At 45.4% G+C, this 19311-nt stretch carries 13 protein-coding genes; 5 read left to right on the forward strand and 8 right to left on the reverse strand.

Annotation, left to right across the window (positions count from 1 at the left end; all coding sequences use genetic code 11):
• Positions 1-5: 5 nt before the first annotated feature.
• A complete protein-coding gene (locus GJU87_RS13450) occupies positions 6-4211 on the forward strand; it encodes a hypothetical protein (RefSeq protein WP_153639994.1) in 4206 nt (1401 codons plus the stop codon).
• Positions 4212-4223: 12 nt separating this feature from the next.
• Here GJU87_RS13450 and GJU87_RS13455 read toward each other — a convergent pair whose 3' ends face one another.
• A complete protein-coding gene (locus GJU87_RS13455) occupies positions 4224-6656 on the reverse strand; it encodes a TonB-dependent receptor domain-containing protein (RefSeq protein WP_153639995.1) in 2433 nt (810 codons plus the stop codon).
• Between the two features lie 418 nt (positions 6657-7074).
• Between GJU87_RS13455 and GJU87_RS13460 the strand changes: the two genes are divergently transcribed.
• The 3 genes from GJU87_RS13460 to GJU87_RS13470 all read left to right on the forward strand — a co-directional run bounded on the left by GJU87_RS13460 (position 7075) and on the right by GJU87_RS13470 (position 9176).
• Complete coding sequence (locus tag GJU87_RS13460; RefSeq protein WP_153639996.1) at positions 7075-7656, forward strand: TetR/AcrR family transcriptional regulator; 582 nt, start codon at positions 7075-7077, stop codon at positions 7654-7656.
• Between the two features lie 28 nt (positions 7657-7684).
• Complete coding sequence (locus GJU87_RS13465; protein WP_228491994.1) at positions 7685-8635, forward strand: 3-oxoacyl-ACP synthase III family protein; 951 nt, start codon at positions 7685-7687, stop codon at positions 8633-8635.
• A gap of 244 nt (positions 8636-8879) precedes the next feature.
• On the forward strand, positions 8880-9176 hold the full coding sequence (locus GJU87_RS13470; protein ID WP_106541805.1) for an RNA-binding protein: 297 nt from the start codon (positions 8880-8882) through the stop codon (positions 9174-9176).
• Between the two features lie 80 nt (positions 9177-9256).
• Here the strand turns inward: GJU87_RS13470 and GJU87_RS13475 are convergent, their stop codons facing one another.
• A complete protein-coding gene (locus tag GJU87_RS13475; protein ID WP_153639997.1) occupies positions 9257-10270 on the reverse strand; it encodes an aldo/keto reductase in 1014 nt (337 codons plus the stop codon).
• Between the two features lie 241 nt (positions 10271-10511).
• Here GJU87_RS13475 and GJU87_RS13480 point away from each other — a divergent pair, with 241 nt between their 5' ends.
• On the forward strand, positions 10512-11621 hold the full coding sequence (locus tag GJU87_RS13480) for a TlpA disulfide reductase family protein (RefSeq protein WP_153639998.1): 1110 nt from the start codon (positions 10512-10514) through the stop codon (positions 11619-11621).
• 73 nt (positions 11622-11694) lie between these two features.
• Here GJU87_RS13480 and GJU87_RS13485 read toward each other — a convergent pair whose 3' ends face one another.
• The 6 genes from GJU87_RS13485 to GJU87_RS13510 form a co-directional block, all read right to left on the reverse strand.
• Positions 11695-12885 (reverse strand): hypothetical protein, encoded by a 1191-nt coding sequence (locus GJU87_RS13485; RefSeq protein ID WP_153639999.1) that lies wholly within the window; start codon positions 12883-12885, stop codon positions 11695-11697.
• A gap of 171 nt (positions 12886-13056) precedes the next feature.
• Positions 13057-14130, reverse strand: coding sequence for a 3-isopropylmalate dehydrogenase (gene leuB, locus GJU87_RS13490; protein WP_106541809.1), 1074 nt, complete (start codon positions 14128-14130; stop codon positions 13057-13059).
• 32 nt (positions 14131-14162) lie between these two features.
• Complete coding sequence (locus tag GJU87_RS13495) at positions 14163-15671, reverse strand: alpha-isopropylmalate synthase regulatory domain-containing protein (RefSeq protein WP_255454216.1); 1509 nt, start codon at positions 15669-15671, stop codon at positions 14163-14165.
• A gap of 47 nt (positions 15672-15718) precedes the next feature.
• Positions 15719-16312 carry a 3-isopropylmalate dehydratase small subunit gene (leuD, locus tag GJU87_RS13500; RefSeq protein WP_106541811.1) on the reverse strand — a complete coding sequence of 198 codons (594 nt, stop codon included), beginning with the start codon at positions 16310-16312 and terminating at the stop codon, positions 15719-15721.
• A 23-nt stretch (positions 16313-16335) separates the two neighbouring features.
• On the reverse strand, positions 16336-17742 hold the full coding sequence (leuC, locus tag GJU87_RS13505) for a 3-isopropylmalate dehydratase large subunit (RefSeq protein ID WP_153640000.1): 1407 nt from the start codon (positions 17740-17742) through the stop codon (positions 16336-16338).
• 38 nt (positions 17743-17780) lie between these two features.
• Positions 17781-19298, reverse strand: coding sequence for a 2-isopropylmalate synthase (locus tag GJU87_RS13510; protein ID WP_153640001.1), 1518 nt, complete (start codon positions 19296-19298; stop codon positions 17781-17783).
• Positions 19299-19311: the final 13 nt, after the last annotated feature.

Raw genomic sequence — 19311 nt, forward strand, 5'->3', positions numbered from 1 at the left:
AAATCATGAAACAATCCATTCTTTTCACAGCACTTCCTAACGGACGCACCAGCCAAAATGGTCAGGATTACCTGCGCTTGTCTTTGGCTATTGCCATTCAACTGGCGGGTTCGGGCAAATTAAAACTCAAGGATTTTCCTGATGTACTGAAATGGCACGACGAGCTGAATGCAATGCAGTTTACATTGAATATGGACGGTAAGGAAAGTGTTATTCAACCGGTTCAGGATAAACTCGATCCATCTCTTTGGGGCGATCTTTTCCACGGAGATATCAAGGTGGAAAGCTATAAAAAAGAAGACTACACGCTTTCGCGGATACACAGCTACCAGGTGGCGTCGATGAAAACCTTTCTGCTGAAAACGTACACGCAATTCGGAACAAAATCGCCGGAGAAAGTTGTTCGCGGAAAAGTTCTACTCGAGAATACCGAGGTGAAGAACATTGGACGTTTCAGGCCTTTGCAGGAAACCCAAATCAGGCAGTTCCAGCGACAACCCATCACCAACATCCGACCAATGGTTACCCGCGAACTGGTCAAAAATAACACGCTGGAAGAAGACCACAGTAAACTCCTTTCCGCCAGGAATTATAAAGAATTGAAATTACAGGCGAAGGTACCGGCATACAATTTTGTTCAGTTGCGTGATTTTCACAAGTACAAAATGAAAATGCTGCAAGCGCCCTTGCTAAAGATTGAAAAGCCAGAATTTGAGTTTCACGATATCTTGGCCGCTTTGGGAAGCTATCCGCAATTGCAACGGAAATTTGGTCTGGTACTCGATTTTCTCGTCCCGGTTCCTGAAAATGTTGCCCCGGAAAGTACACTCAAGATTTATCCGTCGGTGACCGACTGGGAAGTAGAAACCGAAATTTCGACTCCCCGAACGGCTTATCGGCTAACCAGTGACGGATTCTACGCCCGCGAAAAAAACGATACGTTCCTGCACAACGGCTTTGTCAAAATCAACACTCCGGAATTCTCAGCTAACCAGATCGACACCGACGGAACAGCTGTCCAGCTCTCTGAAATGGTCGACAACCAAATTGAGAAGAATTCCATCAGGCAGATTCAGGTAACGGAACAAAATCAGCAAATCGAGCGCATGACCATCACCAATTTGGCACTGAATCTGGCACACGAAAAAGACGAGGAAGAAGATGAAGAAGGGATGCCGCCCATGCGCAGTGCCGGAATTGGTATCATCAAAAACGACATCGATGTGTTTGTCGACCACCGGTTTCAAATCACACAAAAGCTCCAGGCCGATTTTTCGGCTACGCATTACCGAAAAAGAGAGCACAATATTATTGCGCCGGAAGAGATACTTTACGCTGAAGACGTAACGCTGGGATACCGGATGGACATCGCTTACAGCGAGCAACCGGATAAATGGTATTCGCTTCACCGGAAACAGGACAGGGTAAACTATTACGACGAAAACAACAATCCCACCGAGATAAGTGATATAGAGCCTGACGAAGGTTTTCTGCAGATGGCAGCCAGTCAGGATCCGGAAAACCCGGATGACTTTTTTGTCAGTGAAACCCTCTTTCGCTGGGAAGGCTGGAGTCTTTCTGTTCCACGTCCCGGGTTGGCCATTAACGAAGCAGACGACTCGTCGCCCGACAAAAGCCATGATTACGTTCACCGGACCATGGCTGACGAACAAAAAAAGTTTGCGTTCGACCCAACATTGAATTTCAAATTGAATGTTCAGTCGGAAATCATTCCGGGTACGCTTCCGCGACTGCGTTTTGGAAAATCATACAACATTCGTGTCCGCACAGTTGACCTTACAGGGAATAGCGTAGCGCTGAAAAGCGAGACTGATAGTCCAAATAAATGTATCATTTCCGGATTTGTTTACCAGCGTTACGAACCGGTTTCTAATCCGCTGCTTCTGCTGGCCAACGCTTTGCGGCAGGGGGAAACACCTGAATCGCTGGTAATCCGGAGTAATTACGACCAAACCGCCGAGGCATACGAACAAGCCGAGGGTACTGGAAACGGGACAACTGCCCGTCATTTGCTTCCCCCGGAAAACAGCCAGCTGATGGCCGAAACTCATGGACGCTTCGACAAAGCATTTGACGGTAATCCAGACGCCGCACGTGAGATGTATCAGCTCATCGTGGGCCGGGAGAAATCGCCGGAAGTGATGGCTGACGGGAAAGACAAAATCTACTCCGAATCGGAAGCTTCGATCCAATATATTCCCGATCCGGCTGCAGCCGGTGTAGCCGTTTTCCTGGCTGATGGTTATGAAAAAACGCACGAAAAAACATTCGACCCACGCTATTTCAGTTTTTTCTCTTCCAGTGAACTCAATCCAACAAACAACGCGGAAGGCGAAGGCGATTGGCTGAAATATCGCTCGCTGCGCATTCAACTGGCTGAAGGTGACTTCGGGGCAACCTGGAGCTCCGGCGACCGGATGTTGACTGTTCGTTTGCCGAAAGGCTATCGACTGAAACTGAAATTCACTTCATTCTGGCGCTCCACCGATTTACAGTCGCTGTCGGGCGTTTGGAAGATGTTGAAAGAAGAATCACCTGGAGACCAAAAACTGAAACAACTAGCTTTCACCGGCAGGCACTGGATGCTCAGTCCCGGCCGTGAACTAGAACTGGTTCATGCCGTTCAACAACCGGTAGAAGAGCCGAAAATCGATGTAATACAACCAGCCAGAGATTTTGGCTCGACGGATGCCGATTTGAATACGAAGCTGAAAATTCATGCCCGCAGTACGGAAGAGATGTATGTCGAGGCACACTGGAAAGACATGGACGACAATCCCTTATTGACGGAACCCAAAGAGGTAGATGCCAATTCACAACTCGACCAGTTTGTAGTTGGTTATCACGAATCCGAGAAACAGTTTGGGTATATCAGTACCGCCAAAGAAAAGCCACAGATGAAACTGAGAATGGCTGGCCCCATGATCAAAAAAATAGAGCCCGATCAGAAGCCTGTCCAGTTGTTCCATATGAAACCTGATGTTACGTTCAAAACCATTACCTATCGTGGGTTTGTTTTGGCAATTCCCCCGTTGGTGCACCGGTTCAACGATACCAAACACCGTTGGGTCGATTATCGCCCGGTAGGAACTTCGCGCTATGCGGAAATGTTTGTCTGCGAAAGCGACGAAACACCTAAACCGGTAAAACGCGAAGGCCCCTGGTTTGAGAAGGTGAATATTCTTTCCACAGCCCGCCCGGCCATTCCGAAAGTAGAATATGTTCTGCCTCTGATGCATTGGGAAAAATCGGACGGTAACAAAGTGATGATTCACAAACGAAATGGTGGTGGATTGCGTGTTTACATGGACCGTCCGTGGTTCTCATCCGGTGAAGGAGAAAAACTGGCCATCCTTTTAATGCCGCAAGGCAACAAAGATAAAACCGCCATGATGCGGGCGACTCAGCGTTACAATCCCAACTTCACCATGTGGGGAATCGACCCGATTCATCCATCGACACAACCCGATAAAACCGGGCCATTACCGGATGATTTTGGTTTCAATGCAGAAACCGTTCGAAATCTGGAGCACCCCGGAGTTAAAAATATCCGTACAGATGCGGCTATTTATCCGGTTCGGTTTGACAAGCAGCGGAAAAAATGGTACGCCGATATCAGCATTAGCACGCAGCGGATGTATTTCCCGTTTATCCGGTTGATCCTGGCTCGTTATCAGGAAAACTCACTAAGAGAAGGAAATCATGACGTTTGCCTTAGCGAACCTGTTACCGCTGATTTCATGCAGCTTCTTCCCGACAGGCGCACCCATATTGAGTTCAACAACGACACTAATAACTCTCGGTTTAGAATAACCATTTCCGGTTTGGTTTCCCATGTTTATCCCAACCATCCGGGCAGTTATTTCGAAATTACTTTTATCGACCCGGAACTGGCGCAACCCATTGATGCAATTTTAGATGATGACCGCACGGACAAAACACTTTCGCGATACAACTACACGATAGCGGTTTCAGAAAAAAACGTAAACAACGGATATTTTCGGTTGGTAAAAGACTTTAACTTGCCCGGAAAATACCGCTCCACTCCCTTCGAGATTATCATCCGGGAGTATGAGCGTTCCGGCGAGCAGTTAAAAACAACTCTTCGGCAACGAGGCGATGGACTCCCGCCCAACAACGAACCGCGTCTTGTTTATGCCGACGTATTCAAAATCAATGTAAAAAAATAGACCGTTTTGGTATTAATCCATATTCACTGTGGTCGCCTGTTTCCGCTTATCACGCTTGTAATTGTTGATGCGATATGACAGCGTTAAGCGGATGGGATAATTGGGTTTCATCGACGTGGTTTGGTAAAAATCCGGCTCGTCAACTTTCGTCACAATATCCGTAGTGCGGAAAATATCGTAAGCCATCAAGGTCAACGACAGTCTTTTTTTCAGGAACTGCTGGCGAAAAGATATATAGGTGTAAAAGATATGCTCATTGCTACCCTGTGGCCTTTTCACGCCGGTTCCGTAGGTTGGCATGATTTGAAAAAAGGTATTATCACTGATTCTGAATGAATTCGACCATCGGATATTCACTCCTGCATCACCACGAGTGCCATAAATTGGAGCGAGTTCGCCCACCGTCTTCACCCTGAACTTATAAAAATTGAAGATGGGCATCATTGTCCAAAAGCTATTCATCTTAAAATTGAACGTGGCGTCCAATCCCAGCGCATCTTCATCTCCCACATTTTCGAATTTGTAATTGACGACTGTTCCTGCGTAAATGCTTTGCACTTTGAAAATATGGTTCTTATAATAATCGTAATACCCTTTCAACGTGATGCTATTACTTTTGAAGGAATTGGAATAGGTTAACGACAACGAGTTGTTGTATTCGTTATCGAGGAATGGATTTCCTGATTGAACGTAGTCAAAATCAAACCACCTGGGATTGGCCTCCATTTGAATAGTCGTCAACCGATCAATTCTTCGCGAAAAAGCAAGATTCATCGTTTGCTTATGAGGCAAATGATAATTCAGAAAGAATGATGGAAATAAATCCCACTTGTCGACTTTTTTCTGCCAGTTATCGGTAACACTGTTCAGCAATCTCGATGTATGTTCAGCTCGCAGTCCCAACTGCAGTTCCATTTTCTCCCAATTCTTCCGGTACTGGCTGTAAAACGCATGAATCTCACGACTCAAGCTGCTTTTGGAGTCCCCAACCGAAAAAGCAGACAGCTCTGTACCTGCCCGAGATAAATCTGCCGTGTAGTTGGAAGATTCTTTCTCTTTGCGGAACTGATACCCGGCTTCGAACTTACTTTTGTCGCCCAACGGCAAAGAATAATCCAGATTAATCCGACTATCATCATCGTTGCGCGAATCCTTCGTCTTCATCCAGTTGGTCAGATTTCCGGTTTCGTCTTTCAGCTCATTATGCATCCGGTTGTCAAACGAAGTATTGTTCCACTGCCCGGTGATTTCCAGTTTATGCCCTTTATTGTTAAACGCATGGGAATAGGATAACGAGGCTCCCCGGTAATCTCCGGGTCTCCGGTTTTCGCCAACACTCATACGTTTTATATCATAGGAATCCGGACCGTTGGAAGAATAGGTCATATCGAAATCGGCATGATTCAATACATAATAAGTTCCTGCAGTTGCCGACAGTAACAGGTCATCTTTTTTCGATGGAGCAAACTCAATACCTCCTCTAACGCCGGTATTTTTTCGGTAAGAATAACGTCTGCCGTCCTGGTTACTCTGAAGCAAATATCCATTTTGGTAATTCTTTACAACTGACGTCGCGTCCCCTTCCATATTACGTTTATTATGGTCGGCTCCCACAAAAAAGCTGAGTTTTCCGGCTTTATGATTAATGATGAAATCGGAAGCATAACCGCCTATCTGGTCATGAGCAAGCGTGATGTTACCATCCCATCCTTCGCCCCGGCCTTTCTTCGTGATAATATTCAAGATGCCGGCAGTTCCATCCGAGTCATATTTGGCGGATGGATTGGTAATTACCTCAACCTTTTGCACGTTGTCGCTGGGAATGCTTTTTAGAGCTTCATTACTTTTCAGTGGAGAAGGTTTTCCGTCAATTAATACGAGGAAATTTTCACTTCCTTTCAGTGTCAGGTTACCGCTGGGCGTTACATTGACCGATGGAACACGCTGCAGCAGGTCAACCACGGTTCCTCCTGCTCCTTCCATCCGGTTGCCGACGTTCACCACGGTTTTATCCAGCTTGGTACTCACCCCCCCGGTACGTTCAACAACGTCGACCTCACCAAGTTGCTTCACATCAGGTTCCAGAAACAAATCTCCGAGGATAAACGGATTTCGTTTTTGAGCTAGTTCTACATTCGTCATCACCCGTGGCGAATACCCCATAAAACGAATTTTCATGAAATATTTCCCGTAAGGAATATTCTTTAGCACAAACGAGCCGTTTCTTGCTGACGCTGTTCCGTTAATTAACACTGAATCAACTGAACGGAATAAGGCGATATTAGCATACTCAATCGGTTGTTTTGATTTCATATCGAGGATTCTTCCCCGAAGTTCTCCCGGCTCACTATCTTTATCACTCTGTCCGAATAAGTACTGAAACGGGGTTAGTGCGAAGACAAAAAGTGTTAACAAAAACACTTGTTTCTTGCTTAAACGCCCCATAAATATTTTGGTCTTTGTTTTTAAACGTATGCGAATTTAACATTATGTAACGATTTATCAATAATAAATTATTATTTATTTATGTGTCTTATAACCTAATTCTCACAAACATCAATAAATACAGTCATTTCGACACTTCCACTCTTTGAAAACATTGCAAAGACGTTTCCTTATATAAAATAGCATTTATAACTTTTATTCTAAAATTTTAAGGATAAAATCAATTCATTACACTCACAAATATGAAGGCAGAGATAAGACATCATACAATCTTCACAAACAACTAATTACCCCAGCAAAATGAAATAGACAATATTTATCCCTTGATTATCAACTGTCATTTGAGAATCCAGAGTCGATAATCAAACGAGAAATCACTACTTTTGCACACAAGAGACCAATATGTGCATTTTTTATTATGAAAGAAAAAACACGGTACAATATATTGAATGTAGCCAGGAAACTTTTTGCCAACAAAGGCATCGGCAAAACCACGATGTTAGATGTGGCTCGTGCTTCCGGATTGGGGAGAAGAACGCTCTACATGTACTACAAAACCCGTGACGATCTGTACCGGGCCGTTGTTAAAAGTGAAATTGAAGCAATTCTCAACCGATTACAGAAAGTCGTCAAATCCAACTTATCGCCCGAAAAAAAGTTTCTACATTTTGTAGCTGTACGTATGCAAGCGTTGGAGGACCTGGTCAAAAGAAACCGCTCACTTCGTTCCGATTTTCTGAATAACCAACCCCGAATTGAGGAAATCAGAAAAGAGCTGGATGTCCGGGAAAAAGCTTACCTGACTGAAATTATTCGGGAAGGAAACAACTCGGGCTCTTTCAGTATCGAAAATCCCGACCTCACAGCAGATATTGCACATACTACCATCAAAGGTTTTGAACCAAAATTTATCGAAGATGATTTCGGTTCAAAATATCAAACCACACTAAACCTTTGCACTAAAATTCTGTTTCAGGGAATCAAACCACAGACCAGATAGATATTTATTATATACCATCATCATAAAAATGAAAATGTTTCTAAACACTGTATCGCACTATTTACCCAAGGAAAGGGTTCCCAATGGATACTTCAAAGAGGTAAATGGTTTATCTGATTCCTGGATTTTTGAACGGACCGGAATCAAAACCCGTTCAAAAGCCGCGAAAAATGAAAATACCAATACCATGGCGGTTGAGGCCGTAAAAAATGCACTACCGTCTCTCCCTTTCGATATCCGCGATGTTGATCTGATTGTCGGCGCCTCGTATTCACCCTACGACACGGTGGCCACCATGGGACACGTTGTTCAACGGGAATTTCATATCAAAGATGCACAGGTGGTATATATTTCATCGGCTTGTTCTTCTTTAGTCAATGCCCTGGAAGTTGTTGAAGGGTACTTCGCCATGGGAAAATCAAAACAGGCTTTGGTTATCGCTTCAGAACACAACACGGCTTTCAGCGATGAAACATGTGAAAAAAGTGGCCATTTATGGGGCGATGGGGCTACTGCCCTTTTTATTAGCGATGAGCCGTTGGGCGATAAACCTGCCGAATTCCTCAGCATCTATAGCCGTGGGTTAGGACACATCAGTAAAGGTCCTGAAGCTGTTTACCTGACACCGGGACGGGACGGACTGCAAATGCCCGATGGCAGGGATGTTTTCATCCAGGCGTGCCAGTACATGCGCATTGCACTGGAAGAAGCTTCGGAACAATGCGGCTTGTCGTTCGACAATCTCGACTGGATTGTTCCCCATCAGGCCAATCACCGCATTATCAAAAATCTGGCAGGTCAGCTTTCGGTGAATGAAGACAAAATATTTACCAATATCCGTGAACTCGGTAATACTGGTTCAGCCAGTACCGGTATCTGTCTTTCACAAAATATGGACACCATTCAAAAGGATGCCCTTTTAGGAATCACCGTTTTTGGTGGTGGATATTCCGCCGGCGCAGCCATTCTTCGATTTTAACGATTTATTTAGAATAGTAGAAAACGCCGGATAATCCGGCGTTTATTTTTTTATCTCAGCGGTATCACACCTGTATGAGGTCGGGTTGTCATATAAATATTCCCTTCAGAAAGTAACTGTAAAACATTTTAAATCAGAACAAAATTCATTAATTTTAAAGTTACGCGCTCTATTTAAACAAGTAGCTCCCGACAGTTTAGATTAATCTTATAACATAGCCTATACCAATCTTAAATACCTTGTTATGATGCTTTATGTAGGAAATCTTGATTACCGAATATCTGAAGAAGACTTGTACGAGCTTTTTTCAGAATACGGACATGTTACTTCTGTTAGAATTGTACGCGACAGAGGCTCGCACCGAAGTAAAGGATTTGGTTTTGTGGAGATGGAGCACGATTATGAAGCCAACAGGGCTGTCGACAATGCAAATGGTTTAATCATCGCCGACCGGAAAATGGTGGTTCGGTTTGGACACCAGGCCAGTGGAACCCGTTCTGAAAAAAGAATGAAAGCACCATCACGCCATTCTTACCAATAGAAAATACAATTGAAAACAGAAATGCCAATCGGTAATCAAGGTATTCCGACTGGCATTTTTGTTACCCGCGAATTTCAGATTCAAACCTTTTTATAGTATTCCACTTTACCTTCTTCAGCCAAATCAGCTACTTTGTCGGCTAAATTCTTTCTGGTTGTTTCATCCATTTCCTGGAAGGCTTTAGCTAACGCAATTTTTTCTTTAATAAAACCAACATTCTCAGCTCCCGTAATCAAAACACTAATGGGCATCGACCAGGAGAAGAAAAGGGCATCACGCATCGATATTCTTCCCGGGACAACCGGATCATCTGATTGCCAAACCTCATTTCCATTCATCACTTTCTTGCCGAAGAAACGCCCGTCTGCCAAAGTCTTCATGGCTAACACTGCCAGCTTATTATCGATGGCCTTGGGTATTACTTTCCTGACAAAGGAATGTTCCGATGCAAAATCGACCAGGTTAACCGGGAACTGACTGGTGCTGAACAATTCCATTCCCCCAGTTTTCTCCAACATACGAAGATGTGCGTACGGATTCTGATGCCCGGTAAATCCGATATGCCTTGCTTTCCCCGATTCTTTAGCTTCCCGGACAACATCCAGCAAACCGTTGGCAATGCGCGTATCGACATCTTCAGGTGATTGCAACGAGTGAATTTGCCACAAGTCGAGATGGTCAGTATTCAACCTCCGCAATGAACCTTCGAGGTGCTCACGCGCTGTTTTAGCATCCTGCGTAAAGGTTTTCGTCATCAGGAAAATATCATCACGGTATTTGGGAACCAGATATTTTCCATATCGGCGTTCGCTTTCGCCACCAGCATAAGATTCTGCCGTGTCGAAAAACCGAACGCCCCCTTCGATGGCGGCTTCAATAACTTCCTGGGCATCCCGCTCGGTTGTCCATCCCACGTGATAACCACCAACGCCCAACATCGTAACATTTTCCCCGGTAGTACCGAGTTTCCTTGTCGGTAAGATTTCGCCCCACTTATCGTTCGCCGAAAAATTGTTCCCCAGGCTCGGATAGGGAAGCATCATGCCGGCAGTTAACCCCAGCATGGTTTGGATAAATTCTCTTCTTTTTTTCATAGTCTATTCTGGTTCGTCAGTATTCACAATCGAAACACTCGTTTTTATAAATAGTTCACAATCCTTCCGTTTACTAAAGATTGTTAAACAATGATAATCAACACACAATCGATCAAACCATCAAAATTCGCAGTTGTTTACATGATAGTTTATAGTTAAGTTTAGACAAATTTTTAATATAAAATTACCCGAACAACACAGTGGCTGTGCCGGGTTTTTCAAGAAATTAAATCGTTTCGTTATGAAGAAGCTAATTTATTTATTCGCCCTGGCGGCAATCGTCGCATCCTGTTCTACAAATCCGGCCTTTATGGTTGATGGAAATATAAAAGGATGGAAAGATGGCCCGGTAACTTTAAAGAAAAAAATTGACGGAAGCTGGATCACCGTTGATTCAACCCAAATGAAAAAGGGAAAATTCAGTTTCTCGGGCACGGTTGATGTACCCGGAATGTACTACGTTATTCCTCCTTCCGGCCGGAAAGATGCAATTCCTTTCTTCCTGGAAAACAGCAATATTGAAATTACAGGTAATAGTGATGACCCAAAAGACGTGGAAGTACATGGCTCTGCGGCACAAGATGAATTCAGAAATTTCTACGATCGCGTTGACAGTATCAACAACCAAATGAGTTCGTATTACGAAAAATACGCGAAAGCCCGCTCGGAAAACGATACAACAACATCAGCCCACATCGAGAAGGAACTGAATGACCTGTACAAAATAGAGAACGATATTCAGAAAGCTTTTGTCCTGGACAATCCCAACTCGTTTGTCGCTCCTTATATCTTGCTACAAATCCAATATGGCATGGATGCCAGCGAGCTGAACAGTTACGTACAGAATTTCTCGGAAGACGTAATGAAAACACCCAGTGCTCAAACGCTGAGCATGAGAATCAAAAAACTGGAGAAGGTAGCCGTTGGACAACAGGCACCCGATTTTACAATGAATGATGCCGATGGGAAGCCGGTTAAGCTATCAGACGTGTACAAGCAGCACAAATACTTGCTGGTTGATTTCTGGGCGTCATGGTGTGCTCCCTGTCGGCAGGAAAATCCAAATGTGGTTGCCGTTTGGCAAAAATATCACAACGACGGATTTGGCGTCATGGGTGTATCACTCGATGCTAAAAAAGATGCATGGATGAAGGCAGTAAAAGACGACAACCTGACCTGGACCCAGGTATCGGATTTGGAAGGCTGGAAAAACTCAGCAGCCGACTTGTATGGTGTCAATTCCATTCCGTCCAATATCCTATTGGACCAGACGGGAAAAATCATTGCACACAACCTGCGCGGAGACGATTTGCAGAATGAAATCTCTGCCTTGCTGAATAATAAAAAGTAAATCAATACGCTATTGCATAAAAAAGGGTGACTGAAAAATGTAGTCACCCTTTTTTATTTCCTATTTCAACGGACTAATTATGAGTCCATCGGAAGCGGTAACCAACAGACCACTCGACAAATTCAGCCTGCGAAAACTCCGATGCCCGTAACCGGACTCCGGCAAACATATCGTTATTCAGATGATACCTCACTCCTATCCGCTGGTATAACCTCGGCTCAGCTTTGGGGACGTCCTTATTCAACAGAAAAACGCCTAAATCGCCTACCAGGCTGAGACGATCCATTGAATACTCGATGGTTCCAAATGTTCCCAACATGAAATAATCGGAACCTTCAACGGTTACCGGTTTTTCCACGTCGTTGTCTACCATCATTTCTGCTTTTATTGAAGCATCATAGCCCATATCAAATCCAAGTCCTGCTTTCAACGAATGACTCATGCCACTCAACCAAGCAGCTGAGAAAGTTCCGACAAAGAAGTTCTTCCCCCAGTATTCAGGAGCCACCGCACGATCATACTCCATCTCTTTGGCTCCGGCCGAAAATGCCAAAACCAGTTCGTCTTCACCTTTAAATTTCTTCTTCTGCACAGGAACCATTACCGGCCGTGAATCGGACAAATGGTAACGGAACTCAACTTTGGGAGCAAACATGTTCAGTCCGCGCGAATCGACCGCCAACGTAGCGTTGGTGTAATGGGTATAACCAATGCCTGCTGCCACATCAAACCGCTGGCTCAGTTGGTAAGCATATTCAAAACCCAAATGCATGTATATATTCTTCCGGGCTCCAATAATCTGTTCCCACGTACTGGCCGTATTGGAATCGAAGTTGGATGACAATCCCATTCTCCACTCATAATTAACTCCGCTGCGTTTCCATCTTTTGATATTCCCTCCATAGAAAAAGTAAAGGGCCGCAGGTTTTCCCACCTGGTATACATCGTCAAACAACGCAGCAGAAGTCAAGCCAACTCCATAGTACGGATAGTTAGACAATCCATGCCATACTTTAGAACCATTGGTCTGCCATCCCAGCCGAATATCTGCTGCATTATAATTAAAAAATCCATTTCCGGCAGGATATGAGTTATTCAGCCTAAATACGGTTCCAGCTTCGTAGCTTGCGCCAATCCAGGCCTTATACTTTTTCTTTGCCCCTGTCGTGTCTATAACAGTTGAAGCTTCCTGTGCCACCGCGCCGATTGAGAAAAGCAGCACAAATACCAGGGAGAGAACGGAGAAGGTCAGAGATTTGTACATGTTTTATGATTTTGGATGATTTATATGCCGATTGCACATTTTCCTGATAAGTATTATCACCAAAAGTCTGTAAAACTTTAATACTTTTGATTACTGTTAACTAATATACGAAAAAAGCGGGATAATCAATAGTTATGATTACCCCGCTATTATTATCGTTAAACGGAAATGTTATTTCTTTCGGATATACTCGACAATCCAATCTCCGACTTCGTCTGTACCTAATGCTTTCCCGCCTTCTCCAGCTAAATCTTCAGAAACGGCTTTCGCTTCAATCGAAGCGTTTACTGCCTCCGTTATAAGAGCAGCCTCGTCCTGCAGTTTGAACGCATATTCGAACATCATAGCCGCCGAAAGAATAGTGGCACACGGATTAGCAATATTTTTGCCTGCTGCCTGTGGATAAGAACCGTGAATAGGCTCGAACACCGATGTGTGAACTCCCATGGAAGCCGATGGCAACAATCCAAGTGAACCGGATATTACACTGGCCTCATCGGTCAGGATATCACCGAACATGTTTTCCGTTACCATCACATCGAAACGCTTCGGCCACTGAATAATCTGCATGGCGGCATTGTCAACGAACATGTACTCGACTTCCACTTCAGGGTACTTCGGAGCCATCTCTTGTGAGATGGTCCGCCACAAACGTGAAGTAGCCAATACGTTTGCCTTGTCGACAATCGTAAGTTTTTTGCGGCGCTGCATAGCAAATTCAAAAGCCAGCTTCAAAATCCGCTCAATTTCTTCACGAGTGTAAATGCTGGTGTCATAGGCTGTATTTCCGTCTTCGGAACGTCCCTGTGGTTGCCCGAAATAGATACCTCCGGTCAATTCACGAATAGCAACAAAATCGGCACCTTCGATACGGTCGCGACGCAGCGGAGACATATCCAGCAGCGACGGGAACGTGATGGTCGGGCGAATGTTGGCGTACAGTCCCAATTTCTTCCGCATAGCGAGAAGTCCTTGTTCGGGGCGCACTTTTGCCGACGGATCGTTGTCAAAACGCGGATGGCCGATTGCGCCAAACAACACAGCGTCCGAATCCATGCAAAGCTGGTGTGTTTCTTCCGGATACGGATTACCGGTTTCATCGATAGCAACCGCTCCCACCAAACCTGTTTTGGTGATTAGTTCGTGTCCGAAACGAGCGCAAATGGCATTGGTTACTTTGAGCGCCTGCTCAACTATTTCCGGGCCAATTCCATCGCCGGGTAACACTGCAACGTTCAATTTCATATTATATCAATTCAAATTTTTCGGGATCCGAATCAGAAAACCTGATTGTCGTTTTCCACGATGTTTAACATTTTCATTGTTGCCTTGATGGCGGCAGCCGTTTGGTCAGGATCCAAACCACGTGTTTTGAACTCTCTTCCCATGCGCCACGTAATCAACGTTTCGACCAGTGCATCGGTATTTCCACCGGGAGGAATCGTGACCGTATAATCGGACAATGCCGGGAAAGGCTTGTTCAGTTTATGGTAAATCTGGCGCAATGCATTCATAAATGCGTCGTACTGTCCATCACCCGAAGTAGCTTCTTCGTATTCATTTCCATCAATGGAGATGCGTACTGTTGCCATCGGGCGAAGACCCAATGCATGAGAAATGGCGTAATTCTTCAGCTCGATATGCTGAATAATGGATTCACTCTTCAAGACATCCGAAAGAATATACGGCAAATCTTCTGCAGTAACGCTCTCTTTCCTGTCACCCAGTTCGATGATCTTTTCAGTTACTTTCTTCAAATCATCCGGATCGAGATGAACCCCCATCTCTTCCAGATTTTTCGCGATGTTGGCTTTGCCGGATGTTTTCCCTAAAGCGTACTTCCGGGTACGGCCAAACCGTTCGGGAAGTAACTCATTGAAATACAGCTGGTCTTTTTTATCGCCATCGGCATGAATACCGCTGGTTTGCGTAAAAACGTTCTCACCAATAACCGGTTTGTTTGTTGGAATCCGAACCCCGGAGAAACTCTCCACCAAACGGCTGACCATCGCCAGCTTCCGCTCGTTAACCGAGTTCGGGCGCTTCAGATGGTCATTAAGCAATGCAATCACACTGGCTAACGGGGCATTTCCGGCCCGCTCACCCAAACCATTCACGGTAGTGTGAACGCAGTTAATGCCTGCGCGTATCGCAGCCTCGACATTGGCTACCGAAAGATCGTAATCGTTGTGGGCATGAAAATCGAAATTCATTTTCGGGAATTTCTCAATCATCATACGGCAAAACTCGAACGTCTCCAGCGGCGACAAAATTCCAAGCGTATCAGGTAGCATGATGCGCTGAATTGGTTCATCTTTCAGTCCGTCGAGCAACTTCTCCACGTAATCGGGGGAATGGCGCATTCCGTTCGACCAGTCTTCCAGGTATATGTTTACCCGAATCCCCATCTCACCAGCACGACTAACGGTTTCCCGAATATCCTGAATGTGCTGCTCCGTCGATTTTTTCAATTGCTGAGTTAAATGGCGGTGCGAACCTTTGGTCAAAAGATTCATCACTTCGCCCCCGGCGTCCTTAATCCAGTTGAGCGATGTCCCTCCATCGACAAAGCCAAGAATTTCGATTCTATCACGATAACCGGCTTTTGAAGCCCATTCGATAACTTTTTGAGCAGCCCGGAACTCCCCCTCAGAAACACGAGCCGACGCAATTTCGAGATAGTCAATTTTGACCTCTTCGAGTAAAATTTTTGCGATGCTCAGCTTCTCAGTTTCCGAGAAAGAAACCCCCGAGGTCTGCTCGCCATCCCTCAGGGTTGTATCCATGATATAAACTTTTTTTGCCATAGCTCTGCTCATCAGTCACACTTGTTTTATCGTAGCGATTCTTCGAACCTGGCTACTTTGTCTTTTAGCGTAACCAGAAAATCGATATCGTCGTAGCCATTCAACAGGCACTTTTTCTTGTAGGCATTGATTTCGTAATCCGTTGTTTCGCCGGTTTCGAGATTGGTGAAAGTCTGTGATTCCAGATCCACTTCGAACTCGGCATTCGGATTCGCTTCAATGGTTTCGAACAATTTCTCGAGGTATTCAGGCGAAACCTGTACCGGTAATAACCCGTTATTCAAGGCATTGTTCTTAAAAATATCGGCGAAAAAACTCGACACAACTACGCGAAATCCGTAATCGTAAATCGCCCAGGCAGCGTGTTCGCGGCTCGAGCCGCTTCCAAAATTCTTCCCTGCCACCAGGATTTTTCCACTGTAGCGGGATTCGTTCAGAACGAAATCAGGGTTGGGCGTATCGCCACTTTTGTAGCGCCAGTCGCGGAAAAGATTGTCACCAAAACCCTTTCGCTCTACCGCTTTCAGGAAGCGGGCCGGAATAATCTGGTCGGTATCCACGTTTTCGATGGGCAGTGGTACTGCCGGACTCCGGAATTTTACAAATTTATCGATAGGCATAATCAATCAATTCAAAGTTCACATTATAAAAAATCACGCGGATCGGTTACACGACCGGTTACTGCAGCTGCTGCAGCCATTATCGGGCTGGCCAGCATGGTACGGGCTCCGGGCCCCTGACGTCCTTCGAAGTTTCGGTTCGAAGTAGAGACGGCGTATTTTCCCGCCGGAATCTTGTCTTCGTTCATGGCCAAACAGGCTGAACAACCGGGTTGACGTAATTCGAAACCGGCTTCTTCCAGAATTTCTACGAGGCCTTCCTCCCGAATCTGCGCTTCGACCTGATGAGAGCCGGGTACCAGCCACGCTGTGATATTATCGGCTTTCTTCTTTCCCTTCACAAACTCTGTGAATGTCCGGAAATCCTCAATACGGCCGTTGGTACAACTTCCGATAAAAACATAGTCGACCTGCTTGCCCAGCATCTTGTCGCCAGGATGGAATCCCATATACTCCAACGATTTGTTGAAAGTAAAGCGGTCGCTTTTTCCCATATCTTCGCCGGTAGGAATGGCACCGTCAACGCCAATGCCCATTCCGGGATTGGTTCCGTAAGTGATCATCGGTGAGATATCAGCAGCATCGTACGTATATTCCAAATCGAAAACCGCATCGTCATCTGATTTCAGCGTCTTCCAGTAGGCAAGCTGCTTTTCCCATTCTTCACCTTTCGGCGCAAATTCTCGTCCTTTGATGTATTCGAAAGTCACCTCGTCTGGAGCAATCATTCCGCCACGCGCACCACTTTCGATACTCATGTTGCAAAGTGTCATGCGGCCTTCCATCGACAAGCTTTGAATGGCCGAGCCAGCATATTCGATGAAGTGTCCGGTACCACCCGAAGTAGAAATCTTCGAAATAATGTAAAGGGCAATATCTTTCGCGGTAACGCCTGGATGCAATTCTCCTTCTACATTAATTCGCATTTTCTTCGGTTTGGGCTGAAGAATGCATTGACTGGCCAATACCATCTCCACCTCGCTGGTTCCAATTCCGAAAGCTATGCTACCGAATGCGCCGTGAGTCGAGGTATGACTGTCACCACAAACGATGGTCATCCCAGGTTTGGTGATTCCCAACTCGGGACCAATCACATGGACAATGCCATGGAAAGGGTGGTTCAGGCCGTAAAGGCCAATGTTGTGCTTTTCGCAATTCGCAGTCAGCGTATCGACCTGCTTACGAGAGAGCAATTCCTGAATAGGAAGTTCCTGTCCTTCCGTCGGAACGTTATGGTCGGGGGTTGCCACGGTTTTTTCCGGACGGAAAACTTTCAAACCGCGACGTTCCAAACCACCAAATGCAACCGGGCTGGTTACTTCGTGGATAAAGTGGCGGTCGATGTAAAAAACATCGGGGCCACCGTCCACATGCTCAACCACATGAGCATCCCATATTTTGTCAAAAAGTGTTTTTGGTGCTGAACTCATTTGAATATCATTCAAAATTAATACTGCTAAAAACAGAATCAGATTTTATTACCTGAACCGTTTCCTATTTTGTTAATCGCATCGATGAAGGCCTCAACCGAAGCAGTCACAATATCGGTGTGGGCGCCAAAGCCGTTGTAAATAACGCCGTCGGCTTCCACCTGCATGTGCACTTTACCAATATCATCACTTCCACGAGTAATCGCCTGAATAAGAAACTCTTCCAGAACCACCTTGCGGTGAATGATATCTTTAACAGCTGAAATCGCCGCATCGACAGGACCATTACCTGATTCGGTGGCTGTGAATTTCTCGCCGGCAATATCCAGCTTCACGGTAGCCATTGGAACCATATTTTTTCCGGTCACCACCTGCAGGAAGTCAAGCTTAATCCGACGTTCTCCTTTACCCAATTCGCCGAGCAGTACCAACAGATCGTCGTCCTTGATCTGCTTCTTCTTATCGGCCAGTTTCAGGAAGTCTTCGTAAATTTCGTCCACCTTTTCTTTGTCCAGTTTGTATCCCAGAACTTCGAGACGGTGCTTCAATGCGGCACGACCACTACGGGCTGTCAGCAGGATAGAAGATTCGTTGATTCCCACCTCCGCCGGATCGATGATCTCGTAGTTTTCTCGGTTTTTCAGTACACCGTCCTGGTGAATACCACTCGAGTGAGCGAATGCATTCCGACCAACAATCGCTTTGTTCGGTTGCACCGGCATGTTCATCAAACTGGAAACCAGGCGGCTGGTTTTGTAAATATTTTTTGAGTTGATATTGGTATGCAAATCCAACTCCTTGTGAGAACGAAGCGTCATCACCACTTCTTCCAATGAAGTGTTTCCGGCACGCTCACCGATACCATTGATAGTTACCTCTACCTGGCGGGCACCATTCATAATTCCGGATACGGTATTCGCGGTAGCCATACCCAAATCGTTATGACAGTGAGTCGAGATAATGGCTTTATCGATTCCTTTTACATTCTCTTTCAGGAAACGGATTTTCTCGCCGAACTCATTCGGAAGACAGTACCCCGTTGTATCCGGAATGTTTACAACTGTCGCACCCGCTTTAATCACAGCCTCAATTACTCTGGCCAGATAAACATTGTCCGTACGACCAGCATCTTCAGCATAAAACTCGACGTCTTCAACATACTTCTTGGCATATTTTACAGCAGCCACAGCACGTTCAAGAATTTCGTCCTGGTTGGAATTCAGTTTATATTTAATGTGATATGGTGATGTACCAATACCAGTATGGATTCGTCCACGCTTGGCATATTTCAGTGCATCGGCAGCTACATCGATATCTTTCTCCACCGCACGGGTCAGGGCACAAATGGTTGGCCAGGTAACCGCTTTCGACAGTTCGACCACCGAATTAAAATCGCCCGGGCTGGAAATAGGAAAGCCGGCTTCAATCACGTCGACCCCTAGCAGTTCCAGGGCCTTGGCTACTTCGATTTTCTCAATCGTATTCAGCTGGCAACCCGGTACCTGCTCTCCATCTCGCAGTGTGGTATCAAATACATATACCCTGTTATCATCCATGATTTTCTGTATT

Source organism: Prolixibacter sp. NT017 (assembly GCF_009617875.1).
GTDB lineage: Bacteria > Bacteroidota > Bacteroidia > Bacteroidales > Prolixibacteraceae > Prolixibacter.